The 16,698-nt window shown below is 48.1% G+C and carries 11 protein-coding genes; 6 read left to right on the forward strand and 5 right to left on the reverse strand.

What is annotated here, in order from left to right; all coding sequences use genetic code 11:
* Window positions 1-22 precede the first annotated feature (22 nt).
* From ABD031_RS04935 to ABD031_RS04945, 3 genes are read left to right on the forward strand one after another with little or no spacing between them, the layout of a single operon-like run.
* Window positions 23-2,746, forward strand: a complete 2,724-nt coding sequence (locus ABD031_RS04935; RefSeq protein WP_343849035.1) for a TonB-dependent receptor — start codon at window positions 23-25, stop codon at window positions 2,744-2,746.
* Entirely contained in the window at window positions 2,746-3,900 is a 1,155-nt protein-coding gene (locus ABD031_RS04940) for a DUF4249 domain-containing protein (protein WP_343849037.1), read from the forward strand. Before ABD031_RS04935 ends, ABD031_RS04940 begins: the two co-directional genes overlap by 1 nt.
* Window positions 3,893-5,524 (forward strand): hypothetical protein, encoded by a 1,632-nt coding sequence (locus ABD031_RS04945; RefSeq protein ID WP_343849039.1) that lies wholly within the window; start codon window positions 3,893-3,895, stop codon window positions 5,522-5,524. Before ABD031_RS04940 ends, ABD031_RS04945 begins: the two co-directional genes overlap by 8 nt.
* On the opposite strand, the gene ABD031_RS04950 is transcribed toward ABD031_RS04945, so the two are convergent.
* The 5 genes from ABD031_RS04950 to tilS form a co-directional block, all read right to left on the reverse strand.
* Complete coding sequence (locus ABD031_RS04950) at window positions 5,521-7,176, reverse strand: mechanosensitive ion channel family protein (RefSeq protein ID WP_343849041.1); 1,656 nt, start codon at window positions 7,174-7,176, stop codon at window positions 5,521-5,523. The genes ABD031_RS04945 and ABD031_RS04950 overlap by 4 nt on opposite strands.
* A 175-nt stretch (window positions 7,177-7,351) precedes the next feature.
* Window positions 7,352-10,057, reverse strand: coding sequence for a hypothetical protein (locus ABD031_RS04955; protein ID WP_343849043.1), 2,706 nt, complete (start codon window positions 10,055-10,057; stop codon window positions 7,352-7,354).
* Window positions 10,058-10,159: 102 nt separating this feature from the next.
* On the reverse strand, window positions 10,160-11,095 hold the full coding sequence (mdh, locus tag ABD031_RS04960) for a malate dehydrogenase (protein ID WP_343849045.1): 936 nt from the start codon (window positions 11,093-11,095) through the stop codon (window positions 10,160-10,162).
* Between the two features lie 143 nt (window positions 11,096-11,238).
* A complete protein-coding gene (locus ABD031_RS04965) occupies window positions 11,239-11,754 on the reverse strand; it encodes a Crp/Fnr family transcriptional regulator (RefSeq protein WP_343849047.1) in 516 nt (171 codons plus the stop codon).
* 3 nt (window positions 11,755-11,757) lie between these two features.
* Window positions 11,758-13,071 (reverse strand): tRNA lysidine(34) synthetase TilS, encoded by a 1,314-nt coding sequence (tilS, locus tag ABD031_RS04970; RefSeq protein WP_343849049.1) that lies wholly within the window; start codon window positions 13,069-13,071, stop codon window positions 11,758-11,760.
* Between the two features lie 134 nt (window positions 13,072-13,205).
* Between tilS and ABD031_RS04975 the strand changes: the two genes are divergently transcribed.
* The 3 genes from ABD031_RS04975 to ABD031_RS04985 all read left to right on the forward strand — a co-directional run bounded on the left by ABD031_RS04975 (window position 13,206) and on the right by ABD031_RS04985 (window position 16,687).
* A complete protein-coding gene (locus tag ABD031_RS04975) occupies window positions 13,206-14,873 on the forward strand; it encodes an OstA-like protein (RefSeq protein WP_343849051.1) in 1,668 nt (555 codons plus the stop codon).
* A 133-nt stretch (window positions 14,874-15,006) separates the two neighbouring features.
* On the forward strand, window positions 15,007-15,717 hold the full coding sequence (locus tag ABD031_RS04980) for a T9SS type A sorting domain-containing protein (RefSeq protein WP_343849053.1): 711 nt from the start codon (window positions 15,007-15,009) through the stop codon (window positions 15,715-15,717).
* 64 nt (window positions 15,718-15,781) lie between these two features.
* Complete coding sequence (locus ABD031_RS04985) at window positions 15,782-16,687, forward strand: outer membrane protein assembly factor BamD (protein WP_343849055.1); 906 nt, start codon at window positions 15,782-15,784, stop codon at window positions 16,685-16,687.
* Window positions 16,688-16,698 lie beyond the last annotated feature (11 nt).

The following is a 16,698-nucleotide window of genomic DNA, read 5'->3' on the forward strand; positions in this document are numbered from 1 at the left end:
TTTATAGTCAACACGATACAGAATGAGGAAAAAAATACTCCTTTTTTCGATTCTCCTAATTGCACTTTTCTCCCAGACCTCCTTCGCCCAGCAGTCGGATCGGATCACAGGGTTCTTCCCCGGCACCAGTTTTATCCGCTTTGTGGAGCTGGTAGAGCAGGAGACGAGCTATAGATTTTATCTTAAGGAAGCCGATGTCAAAGATTTGACGGTGAATCTGCAGGCAAAGGACGACAAGTTGGATGATGTGCTGACCGTCATCTTCGACAAGACCGATCTTAAATTTTCCATCACTAACGAAAAGGAAGTTTTCGTGAACCGGGGTGAAAAGTTAATCGTCCGATTTCCTGCCGATTATTTTCTACAAAACACCGCCAACGGATCTACATCTTCGCGTCAGGATGAATTTGTCCGCAATCGGCGTTACACCGTCGGTGTGCCGGGACCCGGCAACGAAGCCAAAATCTCGGGCTTTGTGTTGAGTTTGGAAAGCCAAAAGCCCATAGACGGGGCTATCGTCTACGAGAAGGAAAGTCAACGGCAGACGATCACCAACCGAGAAGGGAAATACGAAATCACCCTTCCCAAGGGAAATCAAACCCTACTGATCCAAAATATAGGAGGCTATACCGAGCAGCGGCTTTTGGCTATTCAGGGGGATGCAAATTTCGATATTACGATTGGCGAGGGTGTGTTTTCGCTGAGCGAAGTCGTGGTGCGCTCAGGTGCACTTTCCAATGTGAGTAGACCTGAGATGGGTGTACAATCACTGACGGTGCAGCAGATGAGAAAGCTGCCCGCGGTGATGGGTGAAGTGGATATCATTCGCGGAATCCTGACCATGCCCGGTGTCAATACCGCCGGAGAAGCCAGCGTCGGATTCAATGTACGTGGTGGGGCCGCTGATCAAAATCTGATCCTGCTGGATCAAAATACGCTGTACAATCCCTCCCACCTCTTTGGGTTTTTCTCCGCCGTGAATTCAGACATGGTGCAGGGCGTGGAGTTGTACAAGGCCGGCATCCCGGCCAGCTATGGAGGACGCCTTTCCTCTGTCCTTCAGGTGACACCCAAAACCGGCGGACTGGACAAGATCGGCGGTTCCGGAGGCATTGGGCCTATGACCAGCCGATTGAGTCTGGACGGGCCGATCGGGGAAAATACTACTTTTTTCGTCGGCGCACGACTCACCTACTCAGACTGGCTTTTGGACTACTTGGAAGAAAGGGCAGACTTGGGAGCGTCTCGGGCGCAATTCGGGGACTTCAATGCGAATGTCCAGCACACCTTCGGGGAAAAAGATAAAATCCGTGCCTCGGGTTATTACAGTAAAGACAAGTTTCAGTTTGATCCCGACACGGTGTATAGCTATTCCAACCTCAACTACGCGCTGACTTGGACGCATTATTTTAATGACAGGGTAGAGGCTGATTTTTCGGTGGGTCAGGACAAATATGACTTTCAGGTGCAGGGTGAGGACAATCCACTGAACTCCTATCTGTACGGTTTTGACATTTCGCAGACCTTCCTCAAGGCTTCGTTTCGTCAGGAGAAAGGTGATCGCCATATCTTCACTTACGGTTTTCATGGAATTGCCTATGACCTGAATCCGGGTAAGATTGATCCTTTGGGCGCAGAGAGTATTGTGATCCCGGAGGATGTGCCGCGAGAAAAAGGACTGGAGGCTTCCCTCTTTTTCGGTGATGAATTTGAGGTAAACGACCAACTGACGCTGAGCGGGGGAATTCGACTGAATTGGTTTGGGAACTTTGGGCCTCAGACGCTTCCCGAATATGCACCGGGCGAACCCTATCTTCCTGAAAATATCATCGGGGAAACGACCTATGGCGACGGGGAACTGATCAAGTCCTACCTCGGACCAGAGTTTCGACTATCGGGCAGGTACGCGCTAAACAACTGGTCATCGATCAAGGCCGGGGTCAATACCATGCGGCAAAGCATCCACCTTCTGAGCAACTCCTCGGTCATCACGCCAACCGACACCTGGAAGCTCAGCGACTCCTTCATCAAGCCTCAGACCGGGATTCAATATGCATTGGGCTACTTCCGCAACATGAGCAATAACGCGATTGAGTTTTCGGCAGAGGTCTACTACCGCACGATGGAAAATCTGCTGGACTATCGATCCGGCGCGACCCTCGTGCTCAACGACCGCATCGAGCAGGATGTGCTCCTGACCAAAGGCAAAGCCTATGGCTTGGAACTCTATCTCAAAAAGGTGACCGGCAAACTCAACGGATCAATTGCCTACACCTACAGCCGCTCGCTCATGCTCACGGATCCTGCCGAGCGCAAAGAGCAGGTCAACGGGTCTGAGTGGTATCCCAGTAATTTTGATCAGCCGCATACCGCCAATCTTGTGCTCAACTATGAGCTGAGCCGGCGGGTAAATACAACCTTGGCAGGAAAATACAGCACCGGACGGCCTGTGACTTTGCCCGTGGCGAAGTTTGAATACGGCGGTGCAGAGCGGGTTTATTTTGCAGATCGAAATTCCTTCCGCATTCCAGACTATTTCCGATTGGATCTGTCGGTGAATCTGGAGGGAAACCACAAGGTGCATAAAGCCGCGCACGGCTCGTGGTCTATTGGTGTGTACAATATTCTGGGTAGAGACAACGCCTATTCGGTCTATTACATCCCTGAAGGTGGGAAATTGAAAGGGTATCAGTTGGCCATTTTCGCCGAGCCGATTCCATTTATCAGCTATAATTTCAGATTTTGATGAAAAAGATTTTTTGGAGTTTTATCGCTTTAATCGGAGTCATTCAAGCCTGCCGCACCCCCTATGATCCAGAGGTACCGACCAGTCAATCCAGCTTCCTGGTCGTAGAGGGATATTTGGATTCGGAGGGACTCCGCAGCGAACTTAAGCTGAGCAGGTCTGCTGCTGTGGATTCGGAGTCTGCTTTCCAGCCTGAGTCTGGCGCTTTGGTTACGCTGATGTCGGCGTCTGGCGAGACGATTGGACTTCCGGAGTCGGAAAGCGGTACCTACATCTTTGAATCGGATATTTCAGAGGATCAGACCTATACGCTGGAGATTGTCCTGCAAAATGGTCAACGCTACCAGTCGACTCCAATGAAGCCTATCCTGACCCCGGAGATCATCGATGCAGGGTATCAACTGGATGAAGAGGGCGTCGAGATCTATATCTCCACCCAAGGCGATGAAACTGCAGATGACTTTCTCTGGACTTTTGAAGAAACTTGGATCTATCGGCCCAGAATCCGATTGGGCTACATCTACGACCCAATCATCGAGAATGTGAGAGATCGAACTGAAGCTGAGCAGATTGAGCTTTGTTTCAAAACCGAACCGAGTCCTGATATCCTATTGGAGACCAGTTCACGGTTTGAAGAGCAGGTTGTATTTCGCCAGACAATCACCGAAATCCCAAAAGGTGACGAGCGGATCATGGAACGTTACAGCATCTTGGTTTCCCAAAAGGCGATCGAAGAAGACGCAGTCCGATTTTGGGAGATTCTAAAGAAAAACACCGAAGACATCGGGTCGATCTTTAGTCCGCTACCTTCCCTGATCACGGGAAATATCCTGCGCATGGATGGTGGAGATACCCCAGTGGTCGGGCAGGTCAGCATTGGCGTGGTGAGGCAAACACGACTTTATATCAATCTGGTGGACGTGTCGCCATGGAATTACCTTGATCCTGAGTTTAACGACTGCGTCATCGGGCAGGAGGTAGTAATGACGAATGCTTATGCCGGGGTATTTGGAAGTGGAGGCACGCTGCCCGCCCGGGCCTATATTCCCGAGGGGGGTACCACGGTAATCGGATACTTTCCAGCTTCGCGTCGGTGTGCAGATTGTACGCTGTATGCATCTTCTATCAAACCTGATTTTTGGGAAGATGAGTAATAAAATTAGATTGATGAGAGAAGTAATGATGATGACCAAAGTTTGGATTTTCTTGTTGCTGTTAATTGGAGTTATGTCGATGGAGCAGGCTGCTGCAAAGCAGACTGGGATGGAAAATGAATCCGTCTCCTTCTCTACGCCAAAGACCCTCTATTTTACTGGAGAAAAAATCTGGATAGATGCCGCTGTACTTTTGGGTGAAAATCCGACGACCTCTCAGGTGCTATATGCGGAGCTCGTCAATCGAGACTCCAAGTCGATGGGGTATGTCAAGATGCCGCTGATAGACGGAAAGTCCTTCAACTATTTCCAGTTGAAAAACGACCTGCCATCGGATCATTACCTGCTTCGAGTCTATACCCGAATTAGTCCCTACCTCGATCAGGAGCTCGGTATTGCGCAGCAGTTTGTCACAGTCATCAATCCGTCTAGTCCTCCGACTGGGGGAGTGGGCGAAAGCAACATTCGGCCAACGCCTCCACGAGCCGCCGGGAGTTTTTCTAAAAACCAAAAGATCACCGTTCCCTCTTCGAATAATTCCGGGGCAAAAGTTCAAATGGGAATATCTCTTGCCAATCCCTATTTGACCTCCGAGCAGGAGCAGATTTCTTCCTCCAGAGCCTACGAGTCACTTCGGAAAAAGGACCTAGTTCCTGAGCTATTCGGTCACATCGTGGAGGTGAATGTCCCCAACGCAATGCAGGATGCCACTTATTTTATCTCCGTACATGGAACTCAAAGTGCGCTATTCACGGATATCCCGAATGCTGACGGACGGGTGTTGGTAGATGTGGGAGGATTGAAGCACTGGGATCGCTTGATCATCCAGTTGGAAGATGGGGCGGAGATGCCGGGAATCGAAGTCGTATTGCCATTGATAGAGACTAGCTTCAGGCCCGGGTTTGATTTTCCGAAGTTGAGTTTGGAGGAACGTGACCTGCCTCGGCTGGAGCAGCTGCTGAAAGCCTCACGGGTCGAAACCTACTACAGCGAGGAATACCTGCGTGATTCCATGGAGGTGGTGGTCGGCTTCGTAGCGGATCATAGCTACAATCTTGATGACTATACCCGTTTTGACGACGTGGAGACGGTTTTGCGGGAGTATGTCCCCAGCGTGATGGTTCGCACTCGGGACAAGAAGAAGGAATTCAGACTCGTAGACGAGGCGGTCAAGCGGATGTTTGATACCAATCCACTCATCCTGGTAGACGCGATGCCGGTGTTTGACTCAAATCTGCTGGCTTCTTTCAACCCAAAGTTTATGACCCGTCTGGAGGTACTCAATCGTGAGTTTTATCTCAATCAGCGTACCTACCACGGGGTGTTGAGTTGGAGCAGCTACGAAAACAATTTCGGACTTTTCCCACTGGCACCGAGTGCTCGGTTTTTCGACTACTATGGCTTGCAGCCAAAGATCGAAATGGATCTGAGCCAATTTTCCACTCCCGATCAAAATCAACGATATCCGGATTGGCGGACAGTGCTGTATTGGGGGGATGATTCAGCAGGGCTATCCGCAGTTCAAGCTCCGGATTTGGACGGACTCTTTATCTTCTGGACCAGAACTGTCGATGCCTCCGGCAAAGCTCAGGTGAGCAGAAACTTTTTTTCCATTGTCCGCTAGTTCGGTTTTTTCTTCAACTCAGTTGCCAGGAATTTATTGAGGTTTTCCTCGTAGGTGCTCTGGTCGGGATAGGTTGGAAGGAGTCCTTTTTTCTCCGGAAAAGACTCCATGTGCAGTGTCTGAGTCGGAAATGCGAAGCGCACGCCTAAGGCGTTGGCAAGTTTGACGATCTGCAGCAGCACCTCATGGCGGGCGTTCAATTCCTGTGGCCAGCCTGGCACCTCAAAGAAAATATAAAACATGATGTCCTGGCTAAAGGACGAGAGGCTATTGAAGTAGATGTTGAAATAGTCTTTTCTGGTGTCTGGATGGGCCAGTACGATCTCTCGCAACCCTTTCACAAACTGGTCAATCAGCTCCGGCGGCGTGTCGTAGGTGATCGTGAGTGTGGTGAAAAACCTTCTGTATTGCCTCAGTCCATGATTATCGACGACCGAATCGGCGATTTTTCCATTGGGTACGTACATGACCGAATTGCGGAAAGTCCGGATTCGTGTGGATCGAAAGCCGACTTCCTCCACCGTGCCGTCGATGTCTCCCGAAGTGACCCAATCCCCGACCTGAAATGGCTTGTCGATGAAGATCATGACCGAGCCAAAGAAGTTTTTGATCGTGTCCTGAGCAGCCAAGGCGATGGCAACCCCACCGATGGACAGCCCGGTGAGGAAGGGGATGATGTCAAAGTTAAGTCCATCCCGGAGAATGAAGAGTGTGCCGACCAAGATCACCATTGCCTTGAGGGTTTTTCGGATCAAGGGCACCAATTGGTCGTCCAGAGTCGATGAAGTTTTTGTGGCCAGATGGGAAAAATAGGCTGCAATGATGTCCACTATTCGGTAGAAGATGACCGTAATCAGGAAGGGCTTCAGTGTATTAAATATGATGACGATCCATGACCATATCTCGGCAGGCAGCTGCAGGACTCTCATCAAGAGCGATAGCACTACGACAATCAGGTAAAAGCTGGTGATCTTGGCGATGGGCATCAGGTAGTTTTCTCCGATGTACCCATAGCCCATTCGCTTCATCAGGTAAATCAGACCCCTATCTACTGAGAAAGTGAAGACCAAATGTGCGAGAAAAGTCAAAAAAACCAGAATCCCAAGTCCGACCAATTGCCAGAGCTGAAGTCCCAGGTATTCTGTATTTCCGATTTTTGGTAAAATGTTCAGGAGCTTGTCCGTGCCATAAGGGTAGGTTTCGGCATGGATGTCCTCGATCAGCGCGACGGAAAACGGGGAGAATTTCCAGTTTTTTCCTCTTTTTTCCAGAAAAATTCCCGGCAGTTTGTTGCTGTCGAAGTAGAATTTTCCAGCTGAGGTGGAAGTGGAATCCACGTAGTTAGGGTCATTCGGGATCGAACTTGTGAGGATGATAATTCCTTTTCCTTCAAAAATCTGTTGCAACATGACAGCAAGCTCCTCAGGGTTACTGGCTGTACCGGATAGGTCGAGCGTGCGGGCTGCACGATCCGGATAGTAATGCTCCCGGTCAAGGTTGTAGAAAAAGGAAAGTGTGGTATGGTAAGGGGTGCTTAGGTTGACTCCTTCTTCCAGCTCAGGGAGCTCGTGTTGGTCAGAAATCAGCTGAGGGTAAGTGTAAAAGATGAATATAAAAAAAGATAGAACAAGTAGAACAAGCTTTTTAAGCATGGGAGATTCGGTCGTTTGCAGGCTCGCAAGTTACTCAATCTGCCAAGCCGAGCCAAGTTTACCCACCAAGACACGCGGAATCCTAGATTAAGGAAATATTGCCTTTTACACAGGTAGCGAGCTCAACTTTTTTTCGCGAAAATCAAGAGGCGATTTATTGGGGCTGCACCCACCTTCAATCGGGCATTTTGTACTCCAATATCCGCTTGCCCGTGGAGGTTCGGATGAGGTATTGATTCTTGGTAGGTTGATGGCTGATCTGAATCGGTCCGTCACTTTCCAGCGGCGTGGTCGTGAGCATGTTTCCCTTGAGATCATAGAGGTAGCCAAAGCCTTGCTCTGGATCCGACACCGCCAAGATCTGACGGCTAGATCCGAAGTCAAAAAATCCAAACCAAAGGTCTTTGCCTGCCAAAGGAAGCGTGAACAATTCCTTTTCCTGACCATCCAACACCACCGTCTTGGAGTATTGCCGCGACAGGATAAGTTCTGAATTGCCAGCCGGATCGGCCAGGAGTTCAAATTTGTTTTCGCGGTCGACTTTGACCAGTTGATTGCGGTAAGTGATTTCGCCACCAAAATTCGCCTGAATCAATTCTCCCGTCTCGGAGATCGCCGACATCTTCAGGGAATTGCCCCCCGTACCCGGCGTGATCATCATCGGTGTGAGAAAATCTTTGCCGAGGGTAATTGGCGAGCCAGTTTGCTTTTCTCCCCTGCGAGTGAAGAGGTAGATCTTTCCTTTGTCGGACTGTGCCACCATGTAATCTCCCCGGCCTGGCACTCGGATATGACTTGGAGGGATTAGGGATTTTTCTCCCAGTTTCATTGGATTCCAACCCTCAAGTTGTTTTCCGTCACGATCCAGCAGCCAAAGATTGCCAGTTTGGGTGGCGAGAAAGTAGCGGTAGTCTCGGGTATTATCATAGTCGGCCAAACTCAGGTGGGTGATTTTCTCGTTGTTGACCTCGACAGGAAAGCCCGGCAGTGGATTGCCCAGGCGGTCGATTGCATAGAGTTTTTGCTCCGTTGCGAGCAGTAGTTGGAGTTTTTCGTTTTTCAGATAGTCGATCTGAAAAGCTTCAGAGACTATCGGCCCGGAAAGCTGCTGGGAGTACACTACCACGCCTGCGGCGTTGATCAGATAGAGCTTGTTATCGGAGTCCTGGACGATCAGATCTTCTGTGTTGTCATTGAAATTACGGATGCTTTTAGGGCCATAGCTGATTTTTTCCGGAAGTGAGATCGTGGAAGAAGGAGTTAGATTCATCCCAGGTTGATTTTTCACGAGCAGCTTTTCATTCGTCTGATAGGGAATCGTCAGCGTGGCAATCGGCTTGCCTCCGATCTGATTGATGTCTAGGCTGAGGTAGGGGAATGCTTGGAAAAGTGCCTGATACCGTTGCAAAAATGGACTCCAAGACGGATTGCTGTTTTCTTCCCATTTTCCCCAGATTTTGCGAAGGAAGAAGTTCTTGGAATATCCAGACGCCGGATTGATGGATTTGGGTTCGATGGCATTTTCTGATGCCTTGGCCCAGGTATTCCCAATTGCAAGGTCGTCGAGTATCATTTTCATGCCCTGGGCGGAATTTGCCATGATGAGAATTTCTCCCATAAGACTGATGTGGGTCTGCGCAAACCCCGGGAATTTGCCGTTGAAAAGATGAGCGGGTAAATCCTCCTCTGGGAAAAAGAGGATTTCAGAATCTCGATAGAAGTCAGATTGATTTGAGTCTGAGCCGCTTCTGAACTCTTTCAAGAAAGCGAAGGTCTGTTCAGGTGCCAAGGTTCGTACCAGCAAAACCTGATTTTGCGCTTGATTGCCCAGATTTTCCAATTCCAGGTAATATAGCTCACCGGAGAGGTTGTCGAGAAAACCGCGATCAGTCAGCCGGGTTTGGATCTCGCCACTGATCGTTGACTTGGGTGTGAAGGCCCTGTTGTAGATCTTCTGCGTCTCAAAGATTCCATCTAGGTTGATCTGCGCCAGTGATTGGGTTCTGTTTGAAATCAACTTTTGCATTTCGGGAAAGTTTGCTCGGACTGACGGAGTGAAGTTGATTTCCTCCTGCTGGACCAAGGGACCTTGGAAACGCAATTGGCCGTCCTCAAAAGTGAGATCCATCGCCAGAAACGAGTCTTTGAGCGCAAGTTCGCTTGCCATGGGATTTTCTCGCCTGGTGCTGATTCCTGCGAGTAGTCTTGAGATTCCTTGGGAAGAAAGGATCAATTTGCCGGGGCCGGAATTCAGATGCAGCTGGTTTTTTAACTTGGATGCCATTGAGATCGGATCTTCGCTGAGGAAGAGTCGGATAGCCTCTTCGATGATAAATGAGGAGGAAGAAGCAAGGACTGCGTTGCCCAGGATTGTCACCGACCATTTCCGGGAGTTTTCAGTGCCGACAAACTCCAGAATCTCCAGGTCACTGTATTGTCTGGTCTGTACACGGACAGACTTTGGAGTCTGGTTTTTTATTTTTTCCAAAAAATCTACCGGCGTACTCCCTCCAAAATTGACCGTATAAAGCAGTTCAAAGCTGTCGGCACCGGTGGGGTGGCAGCTGATGGTTACTTGTTTTCCCCGTAGGGTGCGCGAGATTTCCCCATCGGCGCCGCTTAGACTGTCGAGGCTGCCAAGGTGATCGGCCGTTTTAGAGAAAGAGGGGAGCTCAGAAAGGATGTTCCAAACGGGTTGATTCACCAGTTCGTTCCAGGTTTGGTCGGCTTGATTGGTTTCGAAGACAAAGACCGCATCGGTGCGGATGAGTTCTAGACTGTTGATGTTTTTGGAAGAAAAAAAGTTTTGAAAAACCCAATAACCTGCCCAAGCGAGCAAGATAGTGATGAGTAGAACCAAAAGACTTTTCCAGATTTTCAAAGCGCTGCGAGGGGTGATTCGAACGGCTTAATATAAAAAATAGACCTAAGAAACTCTGTTTTTGGGCAGAGAATCTTAGGTCTTTATGGGTTTGAGGTTGGATTAGTTGGACAAGTTGTCCAATACGTTCATGACCTCTTTGACGTGTCCGCGGGAAGTTTCCAGCAAAGCTTTTTCTTCAGCGTTCAGGTCAAGTTCGATTACTTTTTCCACACCATTTTTGCCCAGGATTACAGGTACGCCTAGGTAGCAGTCGTCGATGCCGTATTCACCTTCTAGTTTGATACATACAGGGAATACTCTTCTTTGGTTTTTCAGGATTGCTTCTACCATCTGGGCAGCAGCAGAACCCGGAGCATACCATGCGGAAGTGCCCATGAGTTTTACCAATTCACCACCACCAAACTTGGTTCGCTCGATAATTGCGTCCAGCTTGTCTTTGTCGATAAGCTCAGTCACCGGGATACCAGCCACGGTCGTATAGCGGGGAAGCGGCACCATAGTGTCACCATGTCCACCCATAAGAATTGCCTGGATTTCTTTGCCGGATACGTTCAGTTCTTCGGCAAGGAACGCTCTGTAGCGAGCCGTGTCCAAAATGCCAGCCATACCGATTACTTTGTTTCTGTTCAATCCAGACGTCAGGTGAGCTTGATAGGTCATCACGTCCAAAGGATTGGATACCACAATGATGATGGCATTTGGAGAATGCTTCACCACGTTTTCTGTAACCGACTTCACGATGCCGGCGTTGGTGACGATCAGATCGTCACGCGTCATACCCGGCTTACGCGGAAGGCCTGAGGTGATCACGACTACGTCAGAATTCGCTGTTTTGCTATAGTCATTTGTGCTGCCTACCGTGCGGCTGTCGTATTGGTTGATTGGGGCTTTTTGCCAGATGTCAAGGGCTTTGCCCTCGGCCACGCCTTCTTTAATGTCGATGAGTACGATCTCTTCGGCTATTTCGCGATATGCTAATACATCGGCGCAGGTAGCACCTACATTTCCTGCACCGACTACGGTTACTTTGCTCATGATTTTATCTGTTTTTATTTGAATTACTTCGTTAAAAAGCGGCGCTAAGATATTAAACAACAACTAGGATTCGAAGCCCGCCGGAGAATAGTTTGGCAGGAAAAGAGGATTTTTAAAAACTGAATAAACGGTAGAACCGCAGCTCATTCAAACATTTGCCGGAGACTGAAAAATCCAAAAGATTCCCGATAGGAGCGAAAAAGCCGTTGATTGTTGGCGTTGAAAAATTCAGCCAATGAAGTCATCATCTTGGCTTTGATCTTGGGATTGCTTTCAAAAATTTCCTGAATGGCAAAGTGGGGGATTACGATTAGCTCCGCTTCGTCTGACACGATCAGCGCTGTGTAGGTACGTTTTGCATTTTCGAGAAGTGAGTTTTCCCCAAAGGCCTCCCCTCGGTTCACTTCCATGATGGTCTCAAAGGTGTCTTTGACGTCTATGGTCAAGTTGACTTTTCCACTTTTGATCAGATAGATAGCCTGTGCCGGATCCTTGCTGAAGAAGACTACCTCGTCGCGCATGTATTTGCGGCGATGCATGGCAGGAAGAAACCTGGCAAGTTCCTTTTGACGGAGGCGCTCAAAGAACTTGATCCCCTGCATGAAATCAAACATTCTGAGTTGATCCTCGTCGTAGGTTTTGGAAAATGGGTTCTGCATGGATCAGCGTTTTTTGAAATAAAGGATGCGTTGGGTTGCAGGCGTACACTTGGCCCAGTCGGCAATTCTAAGGCCGAGCACCCAGGCGATTTCTTCCCCTGAAACTAAGACTTTTACGGATTTTTTTTTAGCCAACGGCATTTTAATATCGATCAGGTAATCTGATATTTTTTTCTTGGCATTCATGCCTAGGGGCACGAATCGGTCGCCTTCTCTCCAGGATCTGATCTCCAGAGGGAATTCAAGTCTCGATGCATCCAATTGCGCGTGCAGCGGATTTCTGTCCAGTTGTGCAGGCCAATCTTGGCGGATCACCTGATAGTCACCCTCGGGAAGTTGGATGTCAATTGCCTTGTCGTCAACATAAAGGGGTTCGAAAATCTCCGGCTCCGGGGAGAGAACCAATTCCTCTCGGTCAAAGTGTACCAAATATCCGGTGCTTTTAAATACTGTGCCGGGCTTAGGACGATCCAAGGCGTGGGCGATGGAATGTGCTTGATCCGAGTTGAAGCCAAAAGGTCGGAGCCAGAAGTAAAGTAAGGTGGAGGCGCCAGGTTGATTTTGAACGGCAGAATAGGGAAGGACTTGATAGGTCGAATCTTCTCGGACGTTTTCTTTTTTCCATAAATCGAAGAGTCCGCTAAATGCTCTTCCGGTATCTTTTAACCGGCTAAAGCTCGTCAGAAGATTTTTTCTCGCGTCGGCCTCCAAACCAAGGATCGCAGGAAGGGCATTGATTCGGAGGTTGTTGCGTTTGTATTCATCCTTGACATTGGAGCAGTCTTCACGCCAAGTGAGCTGGTTTGCTGCCATGAAGGCCTCAATCTCCGCTCTTGAGAAGGGAAGCAGCGGGCGGATTAGCCAACCTTTTTGCTCCGCCATTCCGTAAATACCCTCGATCCCGGTGCCACGGAGTAGGTTGAGAAAGATCGTTTCGAGCTGATCGTCCTGATGGTGAGCCAGGATGATGCCGTTGAGTTTTCGATCGGCTCTGATCTTTTCAAAAAAGCGATAGCGAATTTCTCTGGCAGCCATTTGGATCGAGATGCCTTGCGCCTCTGCCACAGCTTCGGTGTCGGCATGTTCTAGATGAAAAGGGATTTCATGGTTTTCGGACCAAGTCTGAACAAACTGACGATCTCCTTCACTTTCTTTTCCACGGAGTTGAAAATTGACATGGGCGATTTCGAAAGAAATGCCAGATCTGATCAAGAGCGTAGCTAGGCACATACTGTCCATGCCGCCGCTACACGCCAGGAGATAGGTCGATTTGGGATCGAAAAGTGTCTGGGATTGGAATTGAAAAGCGTCAAGCATCGGTCAAAAATAGACTTTTCCAGGAGAATTGTCTTAGGAATGACGCTGTTTGGAACGATACGATTTGAGGTAATTCTCCTCCGACATTTAGCTTTAGCCGGCTTTCTGCTAATTTTGCCCGCATCTAAGTAATTATGAGCATCCGTCTTTTCCACACGTCAGTTTTCTTTTTGCTTTTCATTTCATTTTTTGGAGAAAGCTTTGCGCAGCAATCCTCCACGCTTGAGATCAACAATGCCGGTCTGTTGCGGGGAGGCAAAGGATTTGAGCGTTTTCTGGGGGATGTGGAAATGAAGCATCAGACTTCACTGATTTTTTGCGATTCGGCACATTTTTACAGGGAGGAAAACCGTGCGAGGCTGTTTGGCAATGTCCGGATTCAGGATACTGAGGATCCGATCACTACGACAAGCTCCTATGCGGAGTACGATGGCAATACCAAAGTAGCCAAGCTGCGGAGGAACGTCGTGTTCACCAATCAAGAAACTACGCTTCACACCGACTACCTCGATTACAACCGGGAGACCAACGTTGCGACCTATTTTAACAACGGGAAAGTAGTCGACTCTACGAACGTGCTTAGCAGCGAGCGGGGGATTTACGAGGTGAACGTGGAGAAAATTACCTTTCGTCAGGACGTTGTCTTGGTCAATCCGGACTATACAATGAAAACCAATCACCTGATCTACCTCACCGTGCCCAAGACTTCGGAGACCAAGGGGCTGACGAATATCGTATCCAAGGAAGGGTATAGGCTGGATGCTCAAACGGGGAGTTTTTATGATACTCAACAGAAGCAGTTCCGTTTTTTTGATGGGATAGTGGAGACCGATCAGAGTAGGGTCAAGGCTCAGGAACTTTTCTACGACGAAGCCCAGTCCTTTTACGAAGGGAAAGAAGATGTGCGGGTGCTGAACAAGGAGCGGCAGGTAGAGATCTTCGGAGACAATGGAAAGTATTGGGAAGATCGCAAGTACAGCATGGTACATGGAAATGCCCTGGTTCGGAAGTATTTTGAAGTAGATACGCTTTTTATGGCCGCTGACACGCTGATTTCCCATGACAGCGAAGCCGACACTGCCAAATATCTGCTTGCCTTCCGTTCTATCAAACTGACCAAAACCTCCCTTGCGGGGATTGCTGATTCGCTGGTTTACAACTATTCTGATTCATCCATCCGCCTATTTCAAGATCCCGTGATGTGGGATCAAAAAAGTCAGATAGTTGCCGACTCGATGGTCATATTCATCGCCAATGAGCAATTGGATCGGGTCTTTATGAAGGACAAAGCCTTTGCAATCATGTCTGACACGCTACTTAATTTCAATCAGATGAAGGGTCGCACGATGACGGCCTATTTCAAGGAAGGGCAAATCGAAACGCTTGACATAGATGGGAACGGCGAATCTCTTTACTATGCACTCGAGGCTGATACGCTCAAGCAGGGAGTTAATCGAATCCTGAGTGCAAATATTAAATTGACATTTCAGGATGGAGTGATTCAAAAAGCCAACTTTGGAATCAGGCCGGACGGGCGATTTATTCCGGTGCAGATGATCGATGAAAAATCCGGCAGTTTGGAGGGATTTGCCTGGAGGATCGATGAGAAACCTGATCGCGCAGTGATAGATTCTTGGAGAAAACCGGTGGAAATCGATCTGGATGCGACTAACCTTTTCAACGATCCAGATGTCAAATTGGAGATGCCGACCGAGGAACAAATCCAGGAAAAACTTGGAAAAACGGCACCTGGCGCTGAAAAAAAGGCATCGGACCTTAAATCAGCGAAGCTTGAACTTTGAGAGGTTTTGATTTTTCGGAAGCTTAACAACAATTAACCCGTTTTTTTATTGTGTCGGGAATCAAAAAAGTATTTTTGTCCGTATATTATATTCCTTTGAAACACTTTATTACGGCTATTGATTAAAATTTTACATGAAGTCCTTATTCAGATTTTTGACATGGCTGTTGCTTTTTGCGCCCATATTGGCTGGTGCGCAGCAGGTGCATGTGCTGAGTGAGTCTGTCGAGTTTTCCGGAGACATTGGTTCTTCCCAACGCAAGACAGTCATCCTCCAAAATGAGTCCAATCAGACCAAGAGCTATTTTCTGAAAAATATCAGAGGGAGCATCGGTTCGTCCCAAAAAGTCAAGATTTGTCTAAACGATCAATGTTTTGATTCCAAAAGGGATTTGGCGAAAATCGCATTGAAGCTCGCCCCTGGAGAGATTTTCACTGATTTGTATTTGGAGTTTGATATGGGCATTGCTGAGACGAGAGGGAGTTTCGACTTGTTTTTTGTGAACGCAGAAAATATCCGGGAGACTTTCGTCGTTGAAGCACGGTATGAAGTTGCCTCTGGTACGAGTACGGACTTTCTTCACAAGGATATTACCCTAAGCGAGATCTATCCCAATCCGAGCAACAGGATAGCCCAATTGGACTATGAGTTGGTCAACGATAAGGCAAAAGCTAAAATCACCATAAACAGCTTTATAGGTAACCCGATCGCTGAATATGAACTAGATCCAACCCGAAACTCCTTGGTCATCAACGTGACGGATTTCCAACCAGGAGTCTATTTCTACACCCTATTCATTGACAATAAGAACGTAGTGACCAAGAAGCTACAAGTCAAGAAGTAAACTTCCCTGTTGAATTCAGGCATTTGAATACGAACAATTTACCCGTATATTTGCGGTCTTGAAAATGAGTATGCAGTTAAAATCCCTTCTTTTCCTTTTCCTAGTATTTCTGATCGCCTCTTGCGGGCCGTTTTCCAAACTGGAAAAAAGCACCAACTGGGAGGAGCTGTACAACGGAGCAAACAAATATTACCAGGAAGGAGAATATGGAAAGGCCATCATCCTTTACGAAAAAGTCCTTCCGGTAATCAAGGGTTCGGAAAAGGCGGAGCTTGCGGAGTATAACTATGCAAACTGCCATTTCAAAACCAAGCGCTACATCGAGTCTGCAGGGTATTTCAGTACCTTCTATCGGACTTACAATAGGAGCCCGTTGGCAGAGGAAGCGCTGTTCATGAATGCTTACTCGCTCTACCTAGATGCGCCCGATTACAATCTGGATCAGCAAAGTAGCCGGGAAGCAGTAGCTGCGATCCAGCAGTTCGTGACTAGATTTCCAGCTTCCGCCAGCTATGAGCGGGCGATGGAAATGCTCACAGATCTGGAAAAGAGATTTGAGCAAAAGGCCTTCAGCGAGGCAGAGATGTACTATAGGTTGAAAGACGGCCTTTTTCCTGGTGACTTCTATCGCGCTTGTATTATCAATTTTCAGAATTTTGCGAAAGACTACCCGGAAAGCGTCCATAACGAAGAACTGGCCTATAAGCTCGTAGAGGTTGGCTATGGGTATGCTAAAAACTCAACTTTTGCCAAGAAAGAAGAGCGCCTGAACTCAGCTATTGGATTTGCAAGTACGTTCTATCGAAAGTACCCGAGCAGTCAATATACGGGTGATGTCAAAGAGTTTGAGGTTGATGCCAAAAAAGAGTTGGATTCACACCTTAAAATCAAAAAAGAAAATGCCGACAGATTGGCTGCTGCAGAAGCAAAAGTAGCTGCAGAAGCAAAGTCTAACGACGAGGATAAATAAATCAGAAAATT

Source organism: Algoriphagus jejuensis (genome assembly GCF_039523455.1).
In the GTDB taxonomy this organism is placed as follows: Bacteria; Bacteroidota; Bacteroidia; order Cytophagales; family Cyclobacteriaceae; genus Algoriphagus; species Algoriphagus jejuensis.

Bases quoted from the DNA above. Each gene is read 5' to 3' on its own strand.
- tilS (WP_343849049.1), bottom strand. From the start codon at position 13,071: ATGCTTGACGCTTTTCAATTCCAATCCCAGACACTTTTCGATCCCAAA.
- mdh (WP_343849045.1), bottom strand. From the start codon at position 11,095: ATGAGCAAAGTAACCGTAGTCGGTGCAGGAAATGTAGGTGCTACCTGC.
- ABD031_RS04935 (WP_343849035.1), top strand. From the start codon at position 23: ATGAGGAAAAAAATACTCCTTTTTTCGATTCTCCTAATTGCACTTTTC.
- ABD031_RS04975 (WP_343849051.1), top strand. From the start codon at position 13,206: ATGAGCATCCGTCTTTTCCACACGTCAGTTTTCTTTTTGCTTTTCATT.
- ABD031_RS04965 (WP_343849047.1), bottom strand. From the start codon at position 11,754: ATGCAGAACCCATTTTCCAAAACCTACGACGAGGATCAACTCAGAATG.
- ABD031_RS04940 (WP_343849037.1), top strand. From the start codon at position 2,746: ATGAAAAAGATTTTTTGGAGTTTTATCGCTTTAATCGGAGTCATTCAA.
- ABD031_RS04985 (WP_343849055.1), top strand. From the start codon at position 15,782: ATGAGTATGCAGTTAAAATCCCTTCTTTTCCTTTTCCTAGTATTTCTG.
- ABD031_RS04950 (WP_343849041.1), bottom strand. From the start codon at position 7,176: ATGCTTAAAAAGCTTGTTCTACTTGTTCTATCTTTTTTTATATTCATC.
- ABD031_RS04980 (WP_343849053.1), top strand. From the start codon at position 15,007: ATGAAGTCCTTATTCAGATTTTTGACATGGCTGTTGCTTTTTGCGCCC.
- ABD031_RS04945 (WP_343849039.1), top strand. From the start codon at position 3,893: ATGAGTAATAAAATTAGATTGATGAGAGAAGTAATGATGATGACCAAA.